Annotated in this window: 20 protein-coding genes; 10 read left to right on the top strand and 10 right to left on the bottom strand. The window is 48.7% G+C overall.

Annotated features, from left to right (window positions below):
* Positions 1 to 58: 58 nt before the first annotated feature.
* Genes BAA01_06095 through BAA01_06105 form a run of 3 tightly spaced genes read right to left on the bottom strand, consistent with a single transcriptional unit; the run spans position 59 to position 3133 of the window.
* On the bottom strand, positions 59 to 1375 hold the full coding sequence (locus BAA01_06095; protein ID OUM84700.1) for a glycolate oxidase: 1317 nt from the start codon (positions 1373 to 1375) through the stop codon (positions 59 to 61).
* Entirely contained in the window at positions 1372 to 2790 is a 1419-nt protein-coding gene (locus tag BAA01_06100) for a glycolate oxidase subunit GlcD (protein ID OUM84701.1), read from the bottom strand. The genes BAA01_06095 and BAA01_06100 overlap by 4 nt, the downstream gene beginning before the upstream one ends.
* Before the next feature lie 25 nt (positions 2791 to 2815).
* On the bottom strand, positions 2816 to 3133 hold the full coding sequence (locus BAA01_06105; GenBank protein OUM84702.1) for a hypothetical protein: 318 nt from the start codon (positions 3131 to 3133) through the stop codon (positions 2816 to 2818).
* 401 nt (positions 3134 to 3534) lie between these two features.
* Here BAA01_06105 and BAA01_06110 point away from each other — a divergent pair, with 401 nt between their 5' ends.
* The 9 genes from BAA01_06110 to BAA01_06150 all read left to right on the top strand — a co-directional run bounded on the left by BAA01_06110 (position 3535) and on the right by BAA01_06150 (position 16405).
* Positions 3535 to 5508 (top strand): hypothetical protein, encoded by a 1974-nt coding sequence (locus tag BAA01_06110; protein ID OUM84703.1) that lies wholly within the window; start codon positions 3535 to 3537, stop codon positions 5506 to 5508.
* Positions 5509 to 5725: 217 nt separating this feature from the next.
* Positions 5726 to 7867 (top strand): acetone carboxylase subunit beta, encoded by a 2142-nt coding sequence (locus tag BAA01_06115; protein ID OUM84704.1) that lies wholly within the window; start codon positions 5726 to 5728, stop codon positions 7865 to 7867.
* A gap of 42 nt (positions 7868 to 7909) precedes the next feature.
* Positions 7910 to 10141 (top strand): acetone carboxylase subunit alpha, encoded by a 2232-nt coding sequence (locus BAA01_06120; GenBank protein OUM84705.1) that lies wholly within the window; start codon positions 7910 to 7912, stop codon positions 10139 to 10141.
* Between the two features lie 67 nt (positions 10142 to 10208).
* Positions 10209 to 10700 carry an acetone carboxylase subunit gamma gene (locus BAA01_06125; GenBank protein ID OUM84706.1) on the top strand — a complete coding sequence of 164 codons (492 nt, stop codon included), beginning with the start codon at positions 10209 to 10211 and terminating at the stop codon, positions 10698 to 10700.
* A 207-nt stretch (positions 10701 to 10907) separates the two neighbouring features.
* Entirely contained in the window at positions 10908 to 12875 is a 1968-nt protein-coding gene (locus tag BAA01_06130) for an AMP-dependent synthetase (protein ID OUM84707.1), read from the top strand.
* A gap of 37 nt (positions 12876 to 12912) precedes the next feature.
* A complete protein-coding gene (locus tag BAA01_06135) occupies positions 12913 to 14190 on the top strand; it encodes a hypothetical protein (GenBank protein ID OUM84708.1) in 1278 nt (425 codons plus the stop codon).
* A 284-nt stretch (positions 14191 to 14474) separates the two neighbouring features.
* Entirely contained in the window at positions 14475 to 15221 is a 747-nt protein-coding gene (locus BAA01_06140) for a hypothetical protein (protein OUM84709.1), read from the top strand.
* A 122-nt stretch (positions 15222 to 15343) separates the two neighbouring features.
* Positions 15344 to 15964 carry a hypothetical protein gene (locus tag BAA01_06145; GenBank protein OUM84730.1) on the top strand — a complete coding sequence of 207 codons (621 nt, stop codon included), beginning with the start codon at positions 15344 to 15346 and terminating at the stop codon, positions 15962 to 15964.
* A 255-nt stretch (positions 15965 to 16219) separates the two neighbouring features.
* Positions 16220 to 16405: a hypothetical protein gene (locus tag BAA01_06150; GenBank protein ID OUM84710.1), complete on the top strand. Its 186-nt coding sequence runs from the start codon at positions 16220 to 16222 to the stop codon at positions 16403 to 16405.
* A gap of 1300 nt (positions 16406 to 17705) precedes the next feature.
* On the opposite strand, the gene BAA01_06155 is transcribed toward BAA01_06150, so the two are convergent.
* The 7 genes from BAA01_06155 to BAA01_06185 all read right to left on the bottom strand — a co-directional run bounded on the left by BAA01_06155 (position 17706) and on the right by BAA01_06185 (position 25141).
* Positions 17706 to 18071 (bottom strand): hypothetical protein, encoded by a 366-nt coding sequence (locus BAA01_06155; protein OUM84711.1) that lies wholly within the window; start codon positions 18069 to 18071, stop codon positions 17706 to 17708.
* Positions 18072 to 18317: 246 nt separating this feature from the next.
* Positions 18318 to 19391: an oxidoreductase gene (locus BAA01_06160; GenBank protein ID OUM84712.1), complete on the bottom strand. Its 1074-nt coding sequence runs from the start codon at positions 19389 to 19391 to the stop codon at positions 18318 to 18320.
* A gap of 98 nt (positions 19392 to 19489) precedes the next feature.
* Positions 19490 to 20617 carry a hypothetical protein gene (locus BAA01_06165; GenBank protein ID OUM84731.1) on the bottom strand — a complete coding sequence of 376 codons (1128 nt, stop codon included), beginning with the start codon at positions 20615 to 20617 and terminating at the stop codon, positions 19490 to 19492.
* A gap of 83 nt (positions 20618 to 20700) precedes the next feature.
* Positions 20701 to 22074 (bottom strand): aldehyde dehydrogenase, encoded by a 1374-nt coding sequence (locus tag BAA01_06170; GenBank protein ID OUM84732.1) that lies wholly within the window; start codon positions 22072 to 22074, stop codon positions 20701 to 20703.
* Between the two features lie 186 nt (positions 22075 to 22260).
* Positions 22261 to 23358: an alcohol dehydrogenase gene (locus tag BAA01_06175; GenBank protein OUM84713.1), complete on the bottom strand. Its 1098-nt coding sequence runs from the start codon at positions 23356 to 23358 to the stop codon at positions 22261 to 22263.
* A 302-nt stretch (positions 23359 to 23660) separates the two neighbouring features.
* Positions 23661 to 23891, bottom strand: coding sequence for a hypothetical protein (locus BAA01_06180; GenBank protein OUM84714.1), 231 nt, complete (start codon positions 23889 to 23891; stop codon positions 23661 to 23663).
* A 350-nt stretch (positions 23892 to 24241) separates the two neighbouring features.
* Positions 24242 to 25141 (bottom strand): hypothetical protein, encoded by a 900-nt coding sequence (locus BAA01_06185; GenBank protein OUM84715.1) that lies wholly within the window; start codon positions 25139 to 25141, stop codon positions 24242 to 24244.
* Positions 25142 to 25371: 230 nt separating this feature from the next.
* Here BAA01_06185 and BAA01_06190 point away from each other — a divergent pair, with 230 nt between their 5' ends.
* Entirely contained in the window at positions 25372 to 26256 is an 885-nt protein-coding gene (locus BAA01_06190; protein OUM84733.1) for a hypothetical protein, read from the top strand.
* Positions 26257 to 26413: the final 157 nt, after the last annotated feature.

Below are 26413 nucleotides of genomic sequence, written 5' to 3' on the forward strand. Positions count from 1 at the left end.
TGCGCCAAAACAAGGCAAGGGCTGTCCCTTAAGTCTTGCGACTGAAGGACAGCCCTTTTCATGCTTCCTTTATTCCCCAGGCTTCTGCCAGCAATTCCACCAGGTGGAGGACACGGACGGATGAATCCAGGCCGGCGCGATGGATGCCCATCTGCAGCTGCAACTGACAGCCGGGGTTTGTGGTGACGATGATAGCCGCTTTCGTGTCGCGGACCGATTCCATCTTCAGGTCGAGAATCTGCATCGATTCTTCAAAGTGAAGGAGATTGTATACGCCCGCTGAACCGCAGCAATGTTCCGCATAGGCCATCTCGCGGAAGGTGATGCCTGGGATGTGGCGAAGCAGCTTGCGAGGTGCTTCGGTTACCTTTTGGACATGGCTCATGTGGCAGGAGGGCTGATAGGTGATGACTTCGCGCATGGGTTTGGCGGCGGGTTGCTCTTCCGCCTCATCCAGCAGCTGGCTGATGTCCCGGACTTTTGCGGCGAAGGCTTTTGCCCGCTCTTCCCAGTCCGGTTCAGCGGCAAAGAGCAACGGATATTCTTTCAGATGGGCGCCGCATCCTCCGGCGTTGCTCACCACCCAGTCCACGCCCCCCTGCTCGGCGGCCAGGATGTTCTGCTTGGCCAGCCGGACGGCCATTTCCACTTCGCCGGTGTGGGCGTGCAGCGCGCCGCAGCATGTCTGGCCCTGCAGGAGAACCACCTCATAGCCGCAGTGTGAGAGCAGCTCCATGCTCAGCCGGTTGACGCGATGGAACAGGACTTCCATGATGCAGCCGTGCAGGAACCCCACCCTGACCCGCTTTTCCGGCGCTTTCCCAGTTCTTTTTGGCGCGCGTGGAGGCAGGAACCGGGGCAGCTTTCTGTCCCGGGGTGATGGGACCGTTGGCAGAACCGCTTCCCACTGCCCCAGGTTACCGGGAAGCAGTCGCAACAGGTTCAGCCGCCTGGCCAATGACTGAAAGCCGAGCGACTGATAAGCCCACAACAGGTGGCCCGCCCGCCGCAACCGGCCGGGAAAGGGAAGAAGGGAGGCCAGCAGCCGTTTGCGGACCGCCCGTGTGCGGGCCGGTTCCCGTTTTACTTCAGCCAGCGCGTGGCTGGCCGCCGCGTGAATCCGGCCGTATTCCACTCCCGTGGGACAAGCTGTTTCACAGGCGCGGCAACCCAGGCAGAGATCGATGGGTTCGGCCAGCTCGGCCAGGGGCAGCTTGCCTTCCGCCGCCATCTTGACCAGGTTGAGCCGGCCGCGCGGGGAGTGGGTTTCCCTTCCCGTCGTCCGGTATGTGGGGCAGACCGGCAGGCAATACCCGCATTGCACACAGGACAATGTTTTTTCATGGGCCGTCTCCAGCAGGGAAGGTTTGCTCATGTTTCCAGCACCCACCTTTGTCCGGGTTCGGGAAAGATTTTTCCGGGATTGAGGATCTGGTTCGGATCCCAGGCCTGTTTAATCCTGCGCATCATGTCAAGGCCTACAGGTCCCAATTCCATCTCCATAAAGGGGGATTTCATCAGGCCAATGCCGTGTTCTCCAGAGAGCGTTCCGCCAAGCGATACCGCCGCTTCGAAGATCTCCCGCACCGCCTGCGCCGCCCGCTGCATTTCCTCTTTGTTCCGTTCGTCGCAGATAATGTTCGGATGCAGATTGCCGTCGCCGGCATGGCCGAACACCACCAGATGGAGCCGGTATTTTTCCCGGATCTCCTTCAGGCGGGCAAACATGGCCGGGATTTGGCTCCGTGGGACGGTCGCGTCTTCTGCGATTTTGGTCGGTTTGATGCGGGCGATGGCCGGAGAGACCAGTTTCCGGATCTGCCAGAGCTTTTGGGCCTCCTCGGAAGTTTCAGGGATTTGCACGCTGCGGGCGCCCAGGTTGCGGCAAATCTCGCCCGCTTGGCGGATTTCTTCCTGGACGGCGGCAGGATGGCCGTCCACCTCAATCAACAGGATGGCTTCCGCATCCAGAGGCAGGCCGCTGGGCCGGTAGGCCTCCACCGCTTCCATCGAGGCCTGGTCCATGATTTCCATTTTGGCAGGCAGGATGCCGGAAGCCAGAACACGGGAGATGGCTTTTCCCGAATCGACCAGGTCATCAAAGACAGCCATCAGCGTGGCTGAGGCGGGCGGTTTTGGGATCAGGCGGAGGATGGCTTCGGTGATGACGCCGAGCGTCCCTTCGGAACCGACGATCAACCGGGTCAGATCATAGCCAGTGACGTTTTTCACGGTACGGCCGCCCGTCCGGATGATCTCCCCCTGCGGCGTGACTACTTCCAGGCCGAGCACGTAATCCTTGGTGACGCCGTATTTCAGGCCGCGCGGGCCGCCGGAGTTTTCCGCCAGGTTGCCGCCTATCGTGGAGACGGCGGCGCTGCTGGGATCGGGCGGGTACATCAGGCCCGCCGCTTCCGCCGCCTGGTGGATGCGTGCGGTCAAGACGCCAGGGGAAACGACGGCCACCAGATCTTCGGCGTCCACTTCCAGCTTTTTGTCCATGGCTGAAAGATCCAGAACCACGCCCCCTTTGACGGGCAGACAGCCGCCGCTCAGCCCGCTGGCCTGGCCGCGGGGGTAGACGGGGATCCGGTGGCGGTTGGCCCATTTCAGGATGCCGGCGATCTCGGTCGCCGATTCGGGCTGGATGACCACATCAGGCAAAAATTGACCGAACGAGGCGTCGTAACTGTAGCTGTAGCGGTCGGCCGGTCCGGTCAGCAGCCGTTTCTCGTCGCGGATGAGGGAACGGAGTTCGTTGAGCGATTCAGTGTTGATTTTCCCGTACATGCCGGCCCTCCTCACGTACCTGAGTTCAAATTGGTTTCGACGATAGCGATTCGATTTTCCCCAAGCTGAACCACGGATTCGCCTGAGGATTCCAAGGATACCGGGATGGCAGGCTGAATTGAGGAACGGGTTTCAGTGCGATCCATATTAAACAAATCAATATGCCAACAAGAATGAACCGGTTCGATCTATCCGCCAAGTGATTCTCCTCCGATATGATGAGCCCCTTGACTCCCGTCCTCTCGTCATGACGTATTTCATCTATTCTATAATGCGCAAATAGGCTGTGTCCACTGTCTAGTAAAGGGAGCGGTACATGAACCATCTGCTTGAGGCGGTTCAAATCGACATCGCACCTTTGGCGTCTGCCGGATAGGGTTCAACGCTGGGAATGTCCCCGTTTTGTTTCTAATATAAAAAATTATGGGAAGGATAATTTATGACGTATATGTTTACGTCATATATAACTATATAATATTGGGGGAAAGATACCTCGTCCGTTCTCTTCGGCATTTACTAAATGAATAAACGCCGAATTTTCTCTCTTTTTCCCTAAATTGGATCAGGAAATCCGATCTGATTCCCTGAAATATATCAAAAATTGTTATATAATTAAAAATGTAAGGGCTTTACTGCTCGAAAAAAGTCATGTTATAGTAACAAAAACTGTCTTTCGCACTAATAAAATCAAAAATAAATATGATTAAAAAAATATCAATATATTGATTTTAAGGAGGGACTGATGTGGACCAGTATACTCTTGCTCTTCGCTCGTTCCATGAATATCTCAAACGGGAGCGTAAGTTGTACCAACATTGGGAGATCATGAATACGACAAGAGAGGCAAAAACCTTCCGTCCGCCTATCGAGTCCTCCTGGCAACGATGTCTCTCCCAAAACATTGATCCGATGACTCAGGAAGCGCCTATTGTTTATACACGATACGAACTGAAAGGACAGCAAGAGAAACATCATGAGCTTCTACAATTGGTTCATCCGTATATGCAGGAACTATATGAACAGCTTGCGGAAGAAAACATTTTGATCATGCTGTCGGACGCTGCTGGCATTATTCTTGATGGCAAGGCCACCTCCAAGGCATGGTCAAAAGTTCAAAAGATACACTTTTTTCCTGGAGCCGATTGGTCGGAAGCAGGAGCAGGGACCAATGCCATTGGCACGGCCATTGCGGAAAAGAAGCCGGTTCAGGTGTTTGGCGCCGAACACTTTTGTCAAGGCTGGCATTCCTGGGTGTGCTCAGCAGCTCCTATTATCGATCCAGTCACCAATGTATTACTCGGTGTACTGGATATTAGTGGTATCAAAGACCGTGTTCAGGCTCACGGTTTACCTTTGGTCATCAGTCAGGTGCAAAAGATCCAGCGTGAACTCGGAAACCGCGTGATGAACCGGGAGCTTTCGGTTCTGCAAGGTATTGTGGATATATTCCAGGAACCTATCTTCATATTTGATTCATATTTGCGAATCGTAAGATGTAATGAGAAAGCCGGGTATATTTTACGGTTGTCACCCGGAGATTCGTTGAAGAAATTTCTGGATATCCCAAATGCCGATATTGAGCGTTTTCCTTTTTGGGGGCAGACATTCCCTCTTAAAGTAACAAAAGATGAAAACAATCCCATGTGGACTGCCACCCTTCACCCCTATCGCTTGGATCAGCGAATCATCGGAGGTGTGGCAGTTCTCAAGCGGATTACGTATCATTCAAGGGGAACGGTACAACGCACCTTGTACACGTTTGATCAAATTGTCACGCGAAGTCCTGTGATCCAACAACTGATTGAAGAAGCGAAAATGGCTGCTGCTGCGGATAAAACCTTGTTGATTACGGGCGAGACAGGAACAGGAAAGGAAGTGTTTGCCCAATCTGTACATGCCTACAGTTTTCGCAGTGGAAAAAAGTTTGTCGAGGTGAATTGCGGGGCGCTCCCAAAAGAGCTGATTGCCAGTGAGCTGTTCGGTTATACGCCAGGTGCGTTTACGGGTGCTTTGTCAAAAGGAAAACAGGGAAAATTTGTCGCTGCCGACGGAGGAACGCTTTTTCTTGATGAGATTGGTGAATTGCCGTTGGAAGCGCAGGCGTATCTGTTGCGCGTACTGGAAGAGAAAGCGGTGGTACCGCTTGGCAGTATCGATCCGATCCCGGTCGATGTTCGCATCATTGCAGCCACCAACCGAGATCTGGCCGAAGAGGTGAGGATGGGTCGGTTTCGAGAAGATTTATATTACCGCCTTCATGTTTTGACCATCCACATTCCCCCATTAAGAGAACGCAAGGAGGATATCCCCTTGCTGGTTGAGCATTTTTTGCACCGATGCGGAGGTGGCAAGGGATGGACAGTTGAAGGATCGGCAATGGACATATTGCTCCAATACGACTGGCCAGGAAATGTCCGGCAATTAAAGCATGTACTGGAACAGGCGATGTTTCGAGCAAAAGGTGGAATCATTACCCCGCACGATCTGCCGCCTTTGTTGCAAACGAAGTTTCGTACTGTACCGTCTTCATCGACGCATCCCCAATCATTTCCTTTCCTGTCGCCTTCGAAACGACCAAGACCGGCGTTGACACGTGAGCTTCTTGAACGGACATTGAAGCAGGTCGATGACAATGTGGCAGAAACTGCGCGTCTTTTGAACGTGTCACGAATGACCGTTTATCGAAAGATGAAGGAATTTGGCATTAAAAGATCATAAATTGGGTAGTTTATCGAAAAATCAACATTGTCACTTGTTACGTCACCAGAATTGTCACATGTGATATGGATGTGACGGATGGGTGACGTTTTTTGTTGTTTTTTGCCCAAAAGAGGCTTCTTTTTTGTTGGGTTTCATTTGGCACAGGACTTGCTTTATTACAGGTTGCCATCTGTAAATACAGGTTAGTGATCAAATTGGAGATTGGAGGGTTTGGTTGATGTCGGCAGCAGGGTACAGACCAAGAATTTTGGCGATCGATGCCGGAGGAACAATGACCGATACGATTCTTGTCAATGAAAGGGGTGAATTTGTCGTCGGCAAGGCGCAATCTACGCCCGAAGATGAATCGATAGGGTTTATCAATTCACTTCGGGACGCGTTGCACTACTGGAACATGACGTTGGAGGAAGGGGTGCCGCAACTGGTTTCTGGCATCTATTCAGGTACCGCCATGTTGAACCGTCTTTTGGAGAGAAAAGGCCAGAAACTGGGCATATTGGTCACGGCCGGTTTTGAAGACTATCTTCGAATGGAGCGAGGCCTTCAGACGTATTTGGGTTATTCTTATTCCGATCGTTTGCATTTGGTCACTCATGTCCATAACAAACCTCTGGTGCCGCGTGAACGGATTTTTGGCATTCGCGGCCGAATCGACCCGTTCGGTGAAGAACAGATTCCATTGTACGAAAACGAGATTCGTGAGGCGGTGAAGCGCCTCGTCGAAGAACGTGTGGATGCCATTTGCGTCAACTTCTTGCATTCCTATGTCAACCCATCCCATGAGCAGCGGGCAAAACAGATTGCACTTGAAGTGATGGAGGAACTAGGCATATCGATTCCGATGTTTTTATCTTCTGAACTGTATCCGGTTTCTCAGGATTTTGCCCGCTTGAACACCGTGTTGGTCGAGGCGTATGCCGCAGAGCCATCACGGGGGCAATTTCAGCGTATTACCAACAAGCTCCGGCAACTGGGTGCTGGTTTTGAACTTCGCGTCATGGCGTCCCATGGCGGTACGATTTCCACTGAGGCAAAGGAATTGGCCCGTACACTGGTTTCCGGTCCAATTGGCGGTGTGGTTGGTGCGCAATATTTGGCCAACCAGCTGGGATTCAGCAATGTGGTTTGTTCCGACATCGGGGGGACCAGCTTTGATTTGGCCATGATCACAGGAGGAAAGTTTTCGATCAAAACACAGCCGGATATGGCCCGTTTTGTCTTGAAACTGCCATTGGTTGAAATTGATTCGGTTGGTGCTGGAACGGGTTCGTTTGTCCGGCTTACTCCAACATCCAAGCGGATTGAAATTGGTCCAGACAGCGCCGGTTACCGGATCGGGGTTTCCAACCCGGAAAGCGGGATCACCACAGTTACAATCAACGATTGCAATGTGGTGCTGGGCTATCTTAACCCCGACAATTTTCTCGGCGGCGATGTGAAATTGGACGTCCAACGGGCTTATGAAGCGATCAAGGAGCAGATCGCCGATCCATTGGGATTGGATGTATATGAGGCAGCAGAAGGGATCATTAATCTTTTTCAAGATCATCTGAGAAACGAGGTCATTTCTCGGGTTCTGGGGAAAGGGTATTCACCTGAAAACTATCGCTTGATGTCTTATGGTGGTGGCGGACCGGTTCACGTTGCAGGTTATACGGCGGGATTAAACTTTGAGGATATTTTGGTTCCATCCTGGGCTGCCGGTTTTTCTGCTTACGGGTGTGCTTGTGCTGAATACGAGTATCGTGCCGACAAGACGGTACAGGTATCCATTGCCAACGCTTATGCCGATTTGACCGTTTTTGCGGCAACCATTAACCAGGCCTGGGAAGAACTGAAAGAGCGAGTAAGTAGCGAATTTGCCAAGAGTGGTGTCCGGAAAGAGGAGATTGAGTTTCGTTATCATTTGCGTGTCCAGTATGTTGGTCAGTTAAATGATGTAGAAATACAGGTGCCTTTTGACAGGGTGGCTACTTCTGAACATGTCCAGACGATTATTGATCTATTTGAAGAGGATTATTCCAAGATGTATTCCCGTTCGGCCCGGTCGCCTGAATTGGGCTATCTTGTGACAACGGCCATTATCACGGGTGTGGTAGACAGCGAGAAGCCCAATTTGCCAGAAGAACCACTTGGACCAGAGGAACCTGACGTCAGGTTTCAGCAAACGCGTCAGGTGTACTACAAAGGAAGCTGGACGGAAGCCAAGGTGTATCAGATGGAACACTTGAAGCCTGGAAACCGAATTCGTGGATTTGCCGTGTTGGAATCACCAAACACCACCTTTGTCGTGCCGACTGGTTATGAAACTTATTTGGATCAACACAGGATTTTTCATTTAAAACCTTTAGTTTAGGGATGGATTATTAAAAAAGGGTCAAGAAAGGAGTTATTACTGATGTGTGCGACAACGAAACAGGAAATCATGCAAGCACGTCCAATTGGTTGGGAAGGAAGAACATTGAAGGAAATGCTGGATGAATCTGAGCGCCTGTTTGCGCAGACAGGGAAGTATTGGGGATTGGATGAACTGACACTGCGTGAAAAGGATCCGATCCGGTATGAACGAATTTTCTCCCAGTTGCGCGGGGGACTGGTGAATGCCAGGGAAACCGCTTTGAATATTTCCGCCTCCCCGATCGTGAAGGAGATTGGTGAATTGTGCTTCGCGCTTTATACACCGGAAGGTGATTCGATTGCTCTTTCAACGGGAATCATCGTTCATGTTCACACGATGAGTGACGCGATTAAGTACATGATTCGCAAGAACTTTGAGCAAAATCCGGGGATTCGGCCGGGTGATATTTTCTCCAATAACAATTCGATCATTGGAGACGTACACACAGCTGACGTCCATACGTTGATCCCGATTTTTTGGGAAGGGGAATTGATCGGATGGGCCGGTGGTGTGACGCATGAGATCGACGTCGGCGCGGTGCGTCCAGGTTCGATGGCCTTTGGTCACGAAGATCGCTACGGTGACGGGTTGCTGCTTTCTTGTGAAAAGGCCGGAGAAAATGACGAGTTTTACCAGAGTTACTTGATCAAAGTCGCCGATTCGGTACGAGCCGAAATGTATTGGGTACTGGATGAACGGACACGTTTGGCGGGATGTCAAATGATCCGTGATCAGGTTTACCGTGTAATTCGGGAAGAGGGAATTGACACTTACAAGCGTTTTATTCGCGAAGTGATAGAAGAAGGACGCCGCAGTTTTCTGGCACGGGTCAAAGAAATGACCTTTCCCGGGGTGTACGAATCCCCACGCTTCACAGATGTGCCTTGGAAAGAGGATCCCACCGTTTCTCACAAATGCCGCAAAGATATTATCATGCACGCTCCTTTGCAATTGAAGATTGGCGCAAACGGGGAGTTTGACATGTCATTTGAAGGAGCCAACAAGTGGGGCTACCATTCGTTCAACTGTGCGCCATCCCCGATGCAGGGAGCCCTTTGGGTGCAGTTGACCCAATCATTGATCCCAAATGATAAGATCAATGACGGAGCCTACCTGGCCACTTCGCTGAAATTGCCTTACGGTTCCTGGTGCAACCCCGATTATGAAAAGGTTTCTACCACGCTTTCCTGGCACTTCCTGATTCCCGCTTTTTCGGGGATGATCCGTAGTCTGGCCCGAGCTTATTATGCAAGAGGGTATGTCGAGGAGATATCGGCCAGTTTTCCTTTGACGGGAAATATCCTGCAAGGCGGGGGTATTAACCACTTCGGCGTGGAATCAGCCTTTACCAACTTCGAGATGTCTTGCGAAGGAACCGGGGCAATGTATGTCAAGGACGGAGAGGATACTACTGCGGCGATGTGGAATCCGGAGGGGGATATGGGTGAGGCAGAGTCCTGGGAAATGTTGGAGCCGTTGCTTTATCTTGGCCGCACCATTAAGCCGATGACGCCGGGGCCGGGAAAATATCGTGGAGGTGCGGGACTGGAAAGCGTCCGCATGTTGTACCGGACCAATGAACAAGTGTTGTTTAACGGGCTTGCGGACGGATATGTATTTGGCAGCGCCGGGATTTTTGGAGGATACCCAGGCAATGCGGGTTACCGTCACAGCCTGCATGGGACCAACATGAAAGAAATTATCGCCAGGCAGTTGCCTTATCCTACGTGTGATGGCGATCCGGAACATTCTGAGGTGAATGCGCTTGTCCAGGCGGAGAAAAATGTGTTTGACAAACATGCCACAGCAGGACCGCAAAAATTTTCTGAGTATGATATTTACGTTTCGGTGCACCGTGGCGGTCCCGGACTCGGTGATGTGCTGGAACGCGATCCGAAAGCGGTTGAAGCAGACTTAAACGGCGGCTATCTGTTGCCGCGTTACGCCGATTCCATTTATGGCGTTGTGGCGGAACAGGGAGCGGATGGAAGATGGCATGTCGATGTGGCCAAAACGGAAGCCCGGAGGAAAGAAAAGCGGAGAGAGCGCCTGGAGAAAGCGATTCCCGTCAGTCAATTCCTGAAAGAGCAACGGGAACGCATTTTGCAACGGGACTTTATCCAGCCCGTCCGTGAAATGTATCAGAGCTCCATGGATTTGTCCCCAGAATGGCGGCAAAAATACCTGTCTTTTTGGAATTTACCGGAAGATTTTCGTATGGTTGAAGAATAACCGACCCATCTTCGATAAAACCTCGATGATGAATGATAAAACATGGTGATGAAAGGAGACGAATCAAATGGCGGAATACGATCTGGAAACATTGCGTCAACTGAAGCGTGGGGAACTGCCTTTTCAAAAGGTTCATGAGATGCAATCCAGTCATAAAGATGCGGATCGTTTTTGGAAGATGTTACAGATTGCGCAGGAATCGGTACCTTGGGATGATAAGATTCTCTTGCCTTATGCGGAGCATCTGTACGTGGTGGAAAAGCCGGATAAGAGCCGCGTGGTGAAATGTGACTGCGGACACGAGTTTGGCGATGTGAAACAAAACTGGAAGTTACAGGCGGTGATTTATGTCCGGGACAGCAAGGAAAAAATTAATGAAATCTATCCGGACATGCTGGGATGTGATCCGGATTGGATGGAATTGCGTGAATATATTTGTCCTGGTTGTGCCACGCTCCTGGAAGTGGAAGCGGTGCCTCCAGGATACCCAGTAGTGTTTGACTTCCAACCGGACATCGACACCTTCTACGAAAAGTGGCTGAACCATCCACTGAAGTGATTCTACTCCATGGAGTACTTTGGCATTTGCCCGTTTTGGCAAATGCCAAAGTCATTTTCTTTTTTGTTACGAATAAACAAAATAAAGGGCAAATATTTATATGCTATGGTTAGTTATCCCCATAAAAGACCACAGCAGAAATTCATCCAGCCAACGCTATTACAAAGCCAACATTGAAGAAAAGTATCGGTTTTGAAAGCGCTAACAATGCTTGGAGGAGTGATTTCAGTGAATCAGGCCGTATGGTATCCGACCAAAGAACGTGTCGAATCCACACGCCTATACCAGTGGATGAAGCGATTGGGATTCGAGGATTATGACCGTTTCCATCAAGCTTCGGTAAGGGATATCGCTTGGTTTTGGGGGGAAGCAGAAAAAGAACTGGGAATTGCCTGGTTTCAACCATATCGTCAGGTGCTGGATCTCTCACGTGGCCCGCAATGGCCGCGGTGGTTTGTCGGCGGCAAGCTCAATCTGGCTTACAACGTCCTGGACAAGTGGCTGGAAGATCCCCAGGTGCGGCGCCGGAATGCCTTGATTTACGAAAGGGAGGATGGAGTGATTCGCCGCTATACATATGAGGCATTGGCCGGATGGGTGAACCGGGTGGCCGCCGGATTGAAGAGACAAGGGGTTCAGAAAGGGGATCGCATCGGCATCTATCTGCCGATGATTCCCGAAGCGGCGGTGATCATGCTGGCTGTTGCCAAAATCGGAGCCATCTTCATTCCATCGTTCTCCGGTTTCGCGGCCGATCCGGTCGCCAAGCGGCTGCAGAGTTCCGGGGCCAGGATGTTGGTGACAGCTGACGGATTTATCCGCCGGGGAAAGGTGGTCCCGATGAAAGAGGAGGCGGATAAGGCCGTTGCGTTGTCTCCGACCATCGAAAAGGTGGTGGTGGTTCGTTCGCTCGGCAGGGAGATACCTTGGAACCAGGACAAGGATATCGACTGGAAGGAGCTGGAGGCTGAGAAAGAGGCTGAACGAGAGGAGGTGTCCTGCGAGGTTCTCGACAGCGACACGCCGTTCATGCTGTTGTATACTTCCGGAACCAAGCCGAAAGGGACGGTGCACATCCATGCCGGATTCCCGATTCGCGCCGCATTTGAGGCGGGGCTGCAACTGGATTTGCGGCCGGGCGAGGTGATGTTCTGGGTGACCGATATGGGCTGGGTCGTCGGGCCGCTGGTTCTGCTCGGTTCCTTGATGAATGCGGCAACGCTGGTCATGTACGACGGTTCTCCGGACTTTCCCGCTCCCGACCGGATATGGCAGATGGCGGAGCGGCACCAGGTGAGTATCCTGGGTGTTGCGCCCACATTGATTCGCGCCATGGTTCCGCATGGCGAGGAACTGGCCGGCCGGCACGATCTGTCCAGTCTCAAGGCTTTTGCCTCGACGGGAGAGCCCTGGAATCCGGAGCCGTGGAACTGGTTGTTTGAGAAGGTTGGAAAAAAACGGCTGCCCATTCTGAATGTTTCCGGCGGTACGGAAGTCTCGGGCGTGATCATCGGCACAACGGTCCTCAAGCCGATTGCCCCGACCTGTTTCAATGCTCCGAATCTAGGCATGGATGTGGACGTATTGGATCAAGAAGGCAAACCGGTGTATGGGCAGATAGGGGAGCTGGTGGTCAGACAGCCCTGGGTGGGCATGACGCACGGTTTTTGGCAAGAACCGGAACGCTATGAGGAGACCTATTGGAGCCGTTGGAAAAACATCTGGGTTCACGGCGATGCCGTCATTCGGGATGAGCAAGGCTTCTGGACGATCATCGGCCGTTCCGATGACACCCTGAACGTGGCGGGCAAGCGGATGGGGCCTTCGGAAATGGAATCCATTTTGGTGAGCCATCCAGCGGTGCGGGAAGCTGCCACGATTGGCGTTCCCGATCCGCTGAAAGGCGAAGTGCCGGTCTGCTTTGCGGTGATCAATCCGGGCCATGCGCCGGATGAGTCGCTGGCTGAAAAACTGATGCAGATGGTGACGGAACAGATTGGCAAGGCCCTGCGTCCGAAGGCCATTCACTTTGTCGCAGAGTTGCCAAAGACCCGCAGCGCAAAAATCATGCACCGGGTCATCCGTGCCGTTTATCTGGGCAAGAATCCGGGGGATTTGTCGGCTCTGGACAATCCGGAGTCGATCCGTGAGATTCAAAAATTCACACATGAATGATGGACATGTGAATGATGAACATAGCGGGGGTGTATGGATGAAAAAGAATCGTTTTCTTTTCGTCGCGATGCTCAGTTTATTGTTAGCCGTTGCTGTGGCCTGCAGTTCCCAGACTGCCGGCACCGGTCAGCGGGAGAAAGACGGCGGGCCTGACTCTCAAGAGGGAGTTCAATTGGCTCAAGGTGTCACCGACAAGGAGATCAAAATCGGACATTTTGGGCCGCAAACCGGTTTTGCCGCCTCTTACGATGTGATCCGTGAAGGCATCCAATCCTATTTCAACCTGGTCAACGCCCAGGGAGGGGTCAACGGGCGGATGCTGAAACTGATCGCTTATGACAACGAATACCAGCCCAATAAGACGGTGCCTGTTGTCCAGCGACTGGTGCAAGAGGACAAGGTGTTCGCCATTGTGGCCACCACCTGTACCCCGTGTCACCAGGCTGCCGAGTCGCTGTTTGGCGAAATTCCCATGGTTGGTCCTTCGCCCGCTTCAACCAGCGCCTTTCTTGAGCCCTTGCGCAAAAACTGGTTTGGATTGCAGTTGAACTACAAGATTGAAGGACGTTTCTTTGTCGACTACGCCGTCAATCATTTGAACGCCAAGCGGATCGCCATCTTTTATGAAAACGACGATTATGGCAAAGAAGGGTATTTCGGTGCGAAGGAGGAGCTGAAAAAGCATCCGGACGTTCAACTGGTCGCCGAGGTGCCGCACAATGTTCAGGAGGTGGATTTTAGCGCCCATGCCCAACGCTTGAAACAAGCCAATCCGGACGTGATCATTATGACCGGGATCCAGAAGAATGCCGCCGCTTTCCGAAAGGAAATGGTCAAGATCGGGGCGACAGACATTCCTTTGATGGTTACCTACGCCATCGGAATGGACCATAAAGTGATGTACGACTTGACGGGTGACGCTTGGGACGGGGTATACAGTACGCTTTCCATGGTATCCATTGACGAGACGGACAACCCGAAAATCCAAGAATTTGTTCAGCAGTACAGCAAAGACTTCCCGAAGTCTGTCCCGAGTGCCAATGCGCAAATCGGCTGGGCGGCTGCACAAGTGCTGGTGGAGGGATTGCGCCGTGCGGGAGAGGAGTTGACATGGGATCATTTCATTGCCGCCATGGAAACGCTGGACGACTGGGACGGATCGATGTATTACGATGTATACTACACGCCTGATACCCGTTATGGCCAGACGTCGATGTATTTGACCCGGGCAAAGGACGGCAAGCTGGAGAAGGTGACTCCGCTGGTGAAATACGATCCGAAGACGGATCAGTTTCTCTACGAGCCCTCCAAATAAGGTAGACTTGCGTGAAACGGGCAGGATGGCTGGACGAGAAGGACGACAGATGATGAAATCATTGAAATCATGTGCAGAGAAATCATGTGCTGAAGTCATGACCAAAGCAGGGGACAGCTCCGGTGTGAAAGGGGCCAGTCCCCTTTTTGCAGGGATGCGAAGTTTTGCAAATGTCGATCAATAAGATTTGATTTGTATTTTTTGCCGGTTGTTTTAAAATATAAGTATCAGTTTATATTTATAAACACACAGGATGGTTATCACGGTTTGGGGAGGGAATCAGGATGTCCAATTTACTCGTCAAGGATCAGCATGGGGTTCGTTGGATCTTTTTCAACCGGCCGGAGAAATTGAACGCGCTCACGCGCGAGGATATTCGCGATGCTCACCGCCGCGTGCAGGAAGCTTCCGAACAGGGGCTGGATGCCATCGTGTTTCGCGGGATGGGGGAGCGTTCTTTTTCGGCCGGTGTGCATGTGGAAAGTTTTCGCAATTTGAGCACGGCCGAAGCCAGAGAATTGATCTCGGAACTGAGAGGTTTGCTGGATGCGGTCCGAACCTCTCCTTTGCCGACTGTCAGCGCCATCAACGGGTATTGCATCGGCGGGGCCATGGAACTGGCCATGGCCTGCGATATCCGGATCGCGGTGACGCATGCGCGGTTCGGGATGCCGGAGATCAAGGTGGGGATCCCTTCGGTGCTGGATGCCGCCCTGTTGCAACAGCATATCGGCCTGAGCAAGGCGAAGGAGATGTTGCTCACCGGAGATCTGTACGGCGTGGAAGAGATGGACAAGTATGGCTTGATCAATCAGGTAGTGGAACCGCATGCGCTGGATGAAGCGGTGGAGCGGATGTTGCAGCGGATCACGGTCCATTCCAAGGCAGCCATCCGTTCCCAAAAGCGTCTCTTCGAAGTCTGGCAGAACACGACGCTGCAGGAGTCGATCAATGCCAGTGTCAATGAATTTGCGCTGGTCTTTGGCGAGGAAGAGACGAGGAAAGCGGTAGAAAAATATGTGAAAAAATAATATGAAAAATAATGAGGGGATGATTTCATACTTGCACATAAACTGCAGGATTTTTACGATGGGTGATGAACGGTCGATTTGACATTCAATGGATCTGCAAATCACAACGGGAGGACAAAAAAATGGAGATTGACATTCAGTCCATGGCGAAGCGGGACCGCTACCTATTGATGACCAACATGATTGTGCCGCGCCCGATTGCTTGGGTGACATCGATGGGTGCAGACGGTACACTGAACGCCGCGCCGTTCAGTTTTTTCAATGTCATGTCGGCCACGCCGCCGGTACTTGGGATCAGCGTCGGCGACTGGAAGGACACCGTCCGCAATATCACCGAGACGCGGGAGTATGTCGTGAACATCGTGCCGGAAAAGATGGCGGAGGCGATGAACATCACGGCGATAGAATTCCCGCCGGGCGAAAGCGAATTGCCCCATGCGGGACTGACGACCTTTCCCAGCCGCAAGATCCGCGTGCCGGGAATCGCGCAGTCTCCCATTCACATCGAGTGCCGGTATCGGGACATGATCAAGCTGGCCGCTGACGGGGAGGAGAATTACTGGGTGATGGGGGATGTGGTGCATGTCCACATCGACGATGCGGTTTGGGAGAATGGCCGGATCCGGTATGATATCCTGAAACCGCTGGGGCGCTTGGGCGGCAGCTGGTATACGCGGATTGGGGAAGAGACCTTGCTTCAGATGCAACGGATCAGGTACGCTGACTGGAAAGAGGGTAGATGAAATCTACTCGCCTGTAAAGGAGTAGCCGCTCACTTTTTTGAAGAACTTGTGAATTAACAGTGTGCAAGAAGTGATTTGTTTTCAGAATGGCTATAAGTTCGACGCTTAAGCACATCTAATGTGACTGGAAGACTACCGGTAGACCTAGAATACATCAAGTTGATACCACCATTTCTGGTTGTTTGCTAGCACTTACATTGTAAAATTAGTTATTCAACCGGGCTTGATTTTAAAATTCATTGTGGAACATGCGAAATGCCAGCAGAACAAGCTAATAAATTAATCTGTAGGGTCCTTAAAATCCGGGAAGAGGGTCAAGTCCGTTCACGTAGTGCACTCATCGGGATTGGTGTGAATACTGACGGATACCGCGAGGCATTGGGCCTCATGATTGGAGACAGTGAGTCGGAAGTCAGCTGGAGTGAATTTTTGGCTGGCTGAAAAGTGGACTGCGAGGTGTCAACCTTGTTGTGTCGGATGACAACGGTGGATTGGTTCAGGCCGTTCGCAGGCACTTTCAAGTCGTCACCTGGTAGCGGTAACAGACGCACTGTATGCCCAGAGCGAGTTGAGATTGAATCCGCGCAAGCTAATGGTGATCAGCCGATGAAAGTCCGGTCCGGGTAATCGCCAGGGATCCCGGTAGCAGACGACCGCTGCACTGGGGAGACGCCGGGCATCGAAGCGCCGTGTTAAAAACTCTATAGGAGGAGCAACCAGACGGTCCGTAATATTAAGCGAATCTGCCGCCGCGTGATGGCAGCTCCAAAAGGGGAACAAGCTAGAGCCGAGCCGGGAGTGTCACGGCGAAGGCCATAGAAGAGACGAAGAACCTGGATGGCAGTCTCGAAGAACTCGCCGCGGTAAGGGGAGTGGAACGGTTGGTTCCATGCGAGACAAGAGACGAAGAGAGAGGCGTTGCATGAAGTCAAAAATGGCTAACCACCTGCAAAAAAAGACGCGCTCTCTCCAAGTCAAGCTGTACCTTGCGGTTAAGCAGAATCGAGAGAGACGTTGGCGAGCTTAGGAGATGGTAAAAGCAAACGGTAGCAGTGCCGGCGTGGACGGGGTCACGATTGAGGACATCGAGCAGAAAGGCATTGTTCCCTTTCTTCGTCAATTGCAGGAGGAACTTCGGAACGGCAGTTACCGCCACAGCCCGTTCGGCGGGTGTAATCGCCTATGCGACTGATTGGGGCATTGCTGATGGAAATCGACGAGAAGTGGGCAAATGGCAGAAAGTACCTGGATATAACAGAGTAACTGACGTGGCGAGAATCATAGGCAACGAAACGTGATGTCAAGGTCACACGTATCTGTTGACCCATCCTTTGACAGCTTGTCAAGGACGTGAAGCGTTCCATTTAGCCTTGATAGGATAATCCCGCACACTGATATTTTGCCCAGCAACTCATTGCTGGGCTTGCCACACGGCGAGTGACAGGGTACAGGGGGCGAGCCCTCTGCGTCTAGCCTTGGATGACGGAAGGGGGCGTTCTAACTAACCGAGGGCAATTTTACACATAAATATGGACTTGATCACAAGAACTTTAATTAATAAACATTAATTTACTAAACATAATAAACATATTTATTTAAATAATATCTCAAAATGAATGGCACATGATATTTCCGTAACCTCCCCATAAATTGTTTATCTGACAGATACTCCACGTAAGTATACACGGATGATATTTTTAACGCTTTTTAGTTCAACCGATTGGTAAAGAGTTCGGTTGTCTTAGTGTAAATTACGCTGTATACCTGGAGATTTTGAATTAACGCTCTTGAACCCAATCACAAGAGCCAGAATGGCTATTGCAAAGTGAATGAACGTATCTAACGGTTCTAAGATGATCAGCCCTAAAACGTCTCGTGTGAACAGACCTAATACTGCCACAATCAGATATACGATTCCGAAAAATCTCGCGAACAAAATACTTCTTTCGTTGTTTCCGCTTACCGCAAGAGCGAGAACGCCTGTCAAAATGTGAAACACGTTGTGTGTCATTGTTAAAGAAAGCAATCCATGGAAAGGAAAAATAAAACCTGCTATACCAGCCAATACTAGTACTGTACCTAAAATTTTCATGAATTTTTTGGCCATATTAAAATCCTCCTTTGCATCTTTAACAGAAGTTTTCAGCTGTTTACTGCTTCGAAATATTTGTTTTACGTATCAAAATTTTTAATTTTTAGTTGTTGTATCCTCTATATCAAGGGCTCTAGGCACCTATCGAGTCAGAACTCCTTCCCATGTTATCGAAATTTGTACTATCCTTTCCAAGGATATCTTTATCCACTTGCTGGTGCTGCATTAGCAGCAAGGTCGTCTACATGATGCTTGGGAGTATTATCTTTTCGCCTGTGTGTGACTACGGTCCAAAAACTTGTCAAAAAAGATTTGATCTGAGGTGACACCACATTCATTCAGTTTGCTTATAGCTGCATCGATCATTCCTGGAGGCCCACAAAGATAAGCTTTGCAAGACGATACCTGAATTCCAGGCTGATCTTTGATATGTTCGGTGACCAAACCCCGGGCTCCTAACCAATCGCTGTCGATCGGCTCTTCCGACAATACCGGAATGAAATGGAAAGGCGCGTTCCAGACCGAAATGATCTGATCGATCTCATCTAGACAATACAGGTCGCGTTGCGTGCGTGCGCCAAACAAAAATAATACCGGAATATTTCCTCCTTGTTTGGCTGCTTGCTCTAATATCGCTTTAATTGGAGCTAAGCCACTGCCACCCGCAATGCATACAATCGGTTGATCGGAAGGCCGCAAATAGAAGGATCCGTAGGGGCCGGTTACAGTCACTTTTTCGCCCGTCCGGTCCGCTGCAAACAACCAGCCGGTCATTTCCCCTTTTGGCACTCGGCGAATAAAGAAACTGATCTCTGTTTGTCCTTGTTTCTTCGGCGCATCCGCAAACGAATACGATCGGGGTTCCTTGATGCCTGGTACCGACAGATCTGCATATTGTCCGGCTTCGTAAGTAATGCTTTCGTCCAGTTCAATCACAATTTTGAGTATGTCGTGTGTCAACGATTCGCACTTGCGAATCACACCGTTTATAGATTTAACAGTATGAAGAGGGCCTTCCATAGGCCGGTCAAGCCAAACCTTAAGGTTACTTTTGACAAATGACTGACATGCAAGAATATAGCCCTGTTCTAATTCTTCTCTGCTTAGCGTGTAGGAAAAGTCCATGATCGATTTTACTTCCCCTTCGATTAAGCGGCATTTGCAAGTAGCACAAGTCCCAACCTTACAGTCATGCGGGAAAGGTACCCCCGCTGACAAAGCTGCCTGCAGCAATGTTTGTTTTGGATGTACAGGAAAGCGGTCGCCGGTAGGTTGTACATCAACAAAGCGGGGGTTCTGTGTTTTATTGAATATCCTAGTAAGTAAATTCGCCATCGTAATCTCCCTTTCCGCGCCATGAATACGCATCATGAATAAAAAGACAATTCGGGTTGAAATTGCCTATATCGTTGGTTAGATACTGCCATAGGACCTTAGTTTTGATACGAAACGGCCTTTACAGCATCTTCTTCAAACCAGTTCGGCCAACCGGCTTTTTCGTTTGCTTTTTTTGCCAGTTCTCTTTCTTCCGGCGAGGCATAGAGCAAATCAATTTTCTTCAGTTTTTTCTTGACAAACCAGAACCAAAGTGGCGGAACAAACGACATCAGGAAACAAAGAAGGATGGTTGGCATTCTATTGTCTATGGCGCTTGGTTTCAGTGCATAATGAGGGACGTCACTATCTAAATGATGGTGTGCATGCGTCGTGATTTCCGAACCGGCTATCCTGGTGAAGGGTGTACGATGTTCCCATGCATGATGGTCTTTAATCGGAGTACCTTCTACCCTGATAAGTCCGTAATGTTGCGTATAATTGAAAATTTCGACAAGCATCTTTGCTAAAATTAGGTTGGTAGTCACTAGTGCTGCACCTAGCCATCCGGCGACATAGTAAAAACTACCTATCACAAGAGCCAGCAATAGAATTGCTTGGGTAATGCGACTACGCAATGACCAAATTGAGCGCCCTCTTTTCTTTTGAAACTCTCTCTCAATTCTGAAGGCGTCTCTTAGAGCGCCAAATGTTGCTCGCAGCGCAAATGCATAGACCGTTTCACCCCGGTAGGCAGTATCTGAATCTTTCGGTGTTCCCACATGAATATGGTGAGTATATACATGAGCCAAATCGCGCGTGGGATCTCCCCAAAATACGCCCATTATATAACCCAGATTTCTTTGAAACGTCCCCTTTCTGTGCCATAATTCGTGAGCTATCCCCACATTGGGTACAGCAGCCATAAACATTGCTGTAATGACGCATCCTGCGTAGGCAAGGATCGTCATAGCCGTGGTGGGTTCATTAAATCCTTCTTTAATTCGCCAAGCATAAGCTGCATAAAGCAGGATCATCAGGGGAAGATGAAGGTACAAGTGTAAATCAGCTATCCAAGGATATTTCACATTTCTTATCCCTTCATCCTGTCCGATTGCAAGTTCACCCAGTAACAAAAAGATGAACACTCCTACAGAACCGATCCACACCCATTGTCCGCCTAAAATATACCCTGCGATCCCTACAAGCACAAGTATCGTGTTTAAAAAATACCGTATATGGTCCAACATGAGGCATTCTCCTCCCTCATTAATTTTGGAGAATACGGATTCTATTGACCTTTTTCCAGATGAGGATTAACATCTCCAACTCATTTCAGATAACGGATGCCGTGATATTCAATATAGTCAGCCAAACTTAACTCAGTAAACTCTCGACCAATCCCGCTTTGTTTAATCCCGCCAAAAGGCATCCGCACGTCAAGCATATCTATCCCGTGGCCGTTAATAAGTGTAAAGCCTGCTTCGATCTGACGGGCGACTTCGACAGCCCGGTTTCTGTCTGCCGACCATACCGAAGAACCTAATCCAAATTCGGTGTCATTTGCCATTTCGATCGCTTGTTCCAATGTTTGATAAGGGATTACAGGAATCACAGGACCAAACTGCTCACAACATACCAATGTTGATGTCGGATCGATGTCACGCACAACGGTCGGCAGGATATAATAACCGTTCTCCCATTCTTCCGGTTGCAGCTTTTGTCCCAACTCTCGGACGACAGCGTTGCTTTGTTTGGTTTGTTGAATCAAATCTTTCACAAATTGATACTGATTACGATTGTTCACCGGCCCCATGGTTGAACGTTCGTCCAAACCGTGCCCAACTTTAATTTCATCAACTACCTGGCACATCGTATCGAAAAATTTGTCATACATACTTTGAGGTACGTAAACCCGTTTTACCGCAAAGCAGATTTGTCCTGATCTGGTAAAAATCCCCTTAACCAACGCTGGCATGATCTCTGCCGGATTCACATCGTCCAAGATGATCGCCGGGTCATTCCCCCCCAGCTCCAGCGTAATGTTTTTGATGGTGGACGCGGCATCAGCCATCACATGCTTTGCTGTTTGAGTACCGCCGGTGAAAGAAATTTTCCTCACCAACGGATGGCGGGTGAGTGCCGCGCCCACATCCCCGTCCCCATTTACAACATTGATTACTCCAGGGGGCAAGACCGAAGCCATCTTTTTCAAAGCCAGAGTGAGCGCTGCAGGGGCGAACGGAGACGGTTTCACCACCACAGTGTTTCCTGTGATTAACGCGGGTGCAAGTTTCATCATTGCCAAAGCGATCGGGTAGTTCCAAGGGACGATAGCAGCGACAACACCCCTCGGGACTTTCTCGATTTCGATCCGGCAGGTTTCATCTTCAATCACTTGTGGAGTTAGATAGGATTCGGCAATTCCAGCAGTGAAACGGGTCACTCCCACGGCATATCCAAAGTCTACTTGAGTTTCACCTAATAAACCGCCATGCTCCCTCGCCAACAATGGACTCAATTGAGGAATTGACTCTTCCAATACTTTAGCGGCCGCCAACACTGCTTGGATCCGTTCACCCACATCAAGTTTTCGCCAAGACAGAAATGCGTTGTGGGCAGCCTCTACCGCATGATCGGCATCTTCGACAGTTCCTTTCGCAACTCGAGCCACCACATCAGTGAGACGCCCAGGGTCTTTGATTTCGTAGTAATTACTTGCGGGTACTTCACTATTGTTAATCCACATCTCAACTTGCTCTACCATAACTGTCAACTTGATTTCCTCCTCATAACATTATTTATCGTAAATTTTAAATTTACCCGAATCTGAAATCGCTGTCAAAATATCAATGAAGTAATGTCTGCTTATTTAAAGCTGATACGCCTTTTAGACAGAAACACGCAAGACCGGCTTGATCGTTTTGCCGCTCTTGGAATCTTCTGCAGCTTGGTTGATTTCCTCAAAGTCGTAGATCTTGATGAGCTTGTCATACGGGAACACGCCTTGTTTATACAACTCAATCAATTGAGGAATAAAGACTTGCGGTACTGAACTTCCCATAATAACTCCTCTAACGTTTTTTTCTATAATAAGGCCGAAGTGATCCAATTCCACGTTTGTCCCCGCTGCCGGTGCACCAACAACCGCCGTTGTTCCAAGCGGTTTTGTGCTGTCAACCGCCTGTCTTAAAACTTGCGGAACACCGCTGGTTTCGACAGCGTACATTACGCCTCCATTAGAAATTTCGATGACCCTTTCGACCACATTGCCGACTTCTTTGCTGTTAATTGTGTGGGTGGCTCCAAGTTCTTTCGCTAGTTCCAAGCGACTGTCATTAATGTCGATGGCAATAACGGTTGTGCAGCCTTTTAACTTGGCCGCCATCAGGGCACTCAATCCGACAGCTCCACAGCCGAATACAGCAATACTAGAACCTGGTTCCGGTTGCAGTTTGTTAATCACCGCACCACTCCCGGTTAAGATGCCGCAGCCAAGCGGAGCAATGATTTCGAGCGGAACATCCTTCGGAACTTTAATAACATTTCGGTAGTTGGCAACCGCATATTCTGAAAAAGAGGACTGCCCGAAAAACGTAGAGATTTCCTGCCCATTTTGTTCTATCCGTCGGGTACCGTCCAGCATGGTGCCGCCAAAATTTAATGTTACGAAATGCACACATCCGCTGGTTTTACCTTGGAGACAAGCATCACACCTTCCACAAGAGCTATAAGATAACACCACATGATCCCCCGGTTCAATCCCTTGCACCGCTGCCCCGACCTTTTCCACAACGCCCGCTCCCTCATGACCCAAAACAATCGGAAACGGACACGGGATTAAACCGTCTCTGGCACTCAGGTCAGTATGACACATTCCGACAGCGGTAATTCGGACCAATACCTCCTCTGCCTTCGGCTCGTGCAGCGTAACTTGTTCCACGCTGAATTCGCCTTTATTGCGGGTTATTACTGCTTTGACTTCCACATAAATCCTCCTTTTAAAATTTTTTATATTATTTTCTTTTGATATAATGTAATACATAATTTCTTTAAAATCCAATTGATCTTTTCTTTATTATTAATACGTTTCCATCGAATTTTTCTATAATTACTATAAAAAATATTGTTAATCATTTTGCGATGGAAAGCTGGTGGACAAGATCGATTGTATGCATCAAGTGCGAGAACCTTGGAAGCGTCGTGAGTTTCACTATACTCCAAGCAAATTCCCATATATCTTGCCGGCACATAACACGCTTTGACGAATGCCTCCTTTGGTTTTTCCATCTACACTCGAACATAGCGCTTCACAGTGTTATAACCGATGTCCACGTTTTTCGTCTCATATGACTCGTAAATATCCACCGATTTTTTGACTTGCTCGTGTTGTCCCTTTCTCTGTTTTTCTTCGTTTTCATCGATCATTTCCTGAATCCGGCGTTCAACGTCTTTCGTCAGCTTTCGCTTCATTTCTTTACCGACAGTATATTTGGGTGTTTCTAAAATCGATCGGATCAAGACGTTCGTATTCTTAGAAATTTCCGGTTTGTTCCAACTCCTTTCATTGCTGCTCGTATTGTTTGATTTACTTTCTGACCGTATTTCGATCGATGCTTGTGATTTTTGCAATCTCTTGTTGAGACTTCCTGTCCCGGTAGTGCACGATGAGAATATTTTACTTTTGGATGAATTGGATTATCTCTCCCCGTCCCCACATTGAATGATTTTTAGCTCTTGGGGATTATCGGTTAGGGTAGTGATTTTTCGATGAGCGCGGTGGGTAATTTTAGGTACCGTATACACATCCTTAATAATGTTTGACATAACCCATATCTTCTCTGCATGAATGTCATGTTTTAACTGAACTGCTAGGATATGACAACATCATTAACATTTTCCATCAAATTTTTAAATGTTTGAATAAACAACTGAATATATTCGATGTTGGGAGAGTCATTACGGAATAAAGCGATTACCTTATTTGTGATTTTATCCAAAATTTCAAATTCTTTTGTATGAATTTTGCTTTTTTCGTGTGTCTCAATAGACAATGAAGGAATGATGCTGAATCCCCAGTTGGCTATTACCATCGACTTCAGCATTTCAAGCGTTCCAACCTCGATCCGTTTTAACTTTTCTATTCCAACAAGTTTTTCATCAACTTTACGCCATATGGGGGTATGTCTGAGAAAACAAATCATCGTTTCTCCAATAAGATCTTCTGTTGTAATCTTTTGTTTATTTGCCAATCGGTGCCCTGTTCCTATTATGAAAACAAGTTTATCATCACAAATATGCCGAGCGCTCAGTTCTGGATGCGTAAATAAAGTCCGGACAAATGCTAAATTAATATCTTTATTAAGCACTTTGTTTGTCAGGTCAGCGGAATCCTGACCTTCAATGATCGTAAGCATGAGATCGTGTTTTGATTTTGATTCGAAAAGATGTACTACATCCATTACAAGTTGCTTAGAGAATCCAGGAGCAAATCCAATTTTAAGGTGAGGTTTCTTAAGCAGACTAATAGATTCTTTAGCTTCATGCATATAGTCGAGAATTTTTTCTGCATAGCGTGAAAAAATTTCACCTTCTTTCGTTAGAGTGATTGCTCTTCCTACCTTGTGAAATAATCTACAATCAAGTTCTTTTTCCAGGTTCTGAATTCTTGCGGTTACAGTTGGTTGTGTCACATTTAACAGCTCAGCTGCTCTTGAGTAATTCATAACTCTTTTCACTAAAAGAAAAGTTTTGAGCTGATCAATATCCAAATTCATTTCACCTCCTAATTATTTAATTTAATTATTATTATAACTGATAAAATCAACACAAATAATCGTTTAATATAAATTTATAAAAAATATTTATGTAAACGCATTCATAATAAAGAAAAGATCAATTGTATTATTAAGAAATTATGTATTATATTTTATTCAACGACAATAACCAACATATAGAATATCTCAGATAGGAGGGAGTATGAGTTTTGGGTTCTGCAACTATTAAAAGCATATGGAATAATTTGATTGGACAGGAAGTCAAGCAGACTTTTTATCAAGCGGGAGATGTTCGAACGAGGGTAATCGAAGCAGGTACTGGAGAACCGTTGATTTTCTTACATGGAACTGGTGGACATGCTGAAGCTTATGCAAGAAATATTTTAGCTCATTCTGAGTATTTTCGGGTATATGCTGTTGACATGGTAGGTCATGGATTTTCCGATAAACCGAGGAATTTGAACTATAAAATTGACGATTTTGTCAATCATCTCAAAGATTTTATCGATGAAATCGGTGCCAATAAAGTGAATTTGTCTGGCGAATCTCTCGGGGCCTTTGTTGCGCTTTACTTTACTTATAAGTACCCGGAATTGGTGAATCGGTTGGTTCTCAATACGGGTATTCCATGTCCGTGGACAGAAAAGGGATATAAAGATTTGGAAGATATGTTAGAACGGTCGAAAGCGGCAGCACAAAACCTGACAAAAGATGCAGTGCGAAAACGCTTGGAATGGTTGATGGCAGATCCGAACGATGTAACCGAAGAATTAGTGGAGACGCGCTATTATATCTATTCTCGTCCTGGTGCGGCAGAGATAATGAAAAAAATCACAGAGAGTGTTGTAAATAGTATCTTGGAGTCACGGGATAATCTGAAGGCGCAGTTTGGAGATAGCAGTATTCTGCAATCAATTCAACAAGAAACATTGGTTTTGTGGACAGAACACAACCCTGGGCAACCTTGGGAAGATGCGCAAAAGGCGGCGTCCAACTTGCCGAACCATCGTTTTTACTTGATGAAAAATGCCGGTCATTGGCCGCAATGGGAAAAGCCGGATGAATTCAATCGCGTTCACCTTGATTTTCTTCGATTCGGCATTCAATAAATGTAGACCGTTTTTATAAAAGTTCAAAGAGGTTCATTGTAAAATCAAATGCAACAAAAGAAATAAACAAAAGCCATGGTAATTCCGTTATGATTAAGTCGACGAAAACCTTCATAACAGGAGGAATTACCGATGGCTCACTCCCATGATAACACAA

The sequence above is a fragment of the Bacillus thermozeamaize genome (assembly GCA_002159075.1).
Taxonomy (GTDB): domain Bacteria; phylum Bacillota; class Bacilli; order ZCTH02-B2; family ZCTH02-B2; genus Bacillus_BB; species Bacillus_BB thermozeamaize.

Bases quoted from the DNA above. Each gene is read 5' to 3' on its own strand.
- BAA01_06120 (OUM84705.1), top strand. From the start codon at position 7,910: ATGTGTGCGACAACGAAACAGGAAATCATGCAAGCACGTCCAATTGGT.
- BAA01_06125 (OUM84706.1), top strand. From the start codon at position 10,209: ATGGCGGAATACGATCTGGAAACATTGCGTCAACTGAAGCGTGGGGAA.
- BAA01_06145 (OUM84730.1), top strand. From the start codon at position 15,344: ATGGAGATTGACATTCAGTCCATGGCGAAGCGGGACCGCTACCTATTG.
- BAA01_06155 (OUM84711.1), bottom strand. From the start codon at position 18,071: ATGGCCAAAAAATTCATGAAAATTTTAGGTACAGTACTAGTATTGGCT.
- BAA01_06100 (OUM84701.1), bottom strand. From the start codon at position 2,790: ATGTACGGGAAAATCAACACTGAATCGCTCAACGAACTCCGTTCCCTC.
- BAA01_06095 (OUM84700.1), bottom strand. From the start codon at position 1,375: ATGAGCAAACCTTCCCTGCTGGAGACGGCCCATGAAAAAACATTGTCC.
- BAA01_06135 (OUM84708.1), top strand. From the start codon at position 12,913: ATGAAAAAGAATCGTTTTCTTTTCGTCGCGATGCTCAGTTTATTGTTA.
- BAA01_06150 (OUM84710.1), top strand. From the start codon at position 16,220: ATGCCAGCAGAACAAGCTAATAAATTAATCTGTAGGGTCCTTAAAATC.
- BAA01_06130 (OUM84707.1), top strand. From the start codon at position 10,908: ATGCTTGGAGGAGTGATTTCAGTGAATCAGGCCGTATGGTATCCGACC.
- BAA01_06160 (OUM84712.1), bottom strand. From the start codon at position 19,391: ATGGCGAATTTACTTACTAGGATATTCAATAAAACACAGAACCCCCGC.
- BAA01_06140 (OUM84709.1), top strand. From the start codon at position 14,475: ATGTCCAATTTACTCGTCAAGGATCAGCATGGGGTTCGTTGGATCTTT.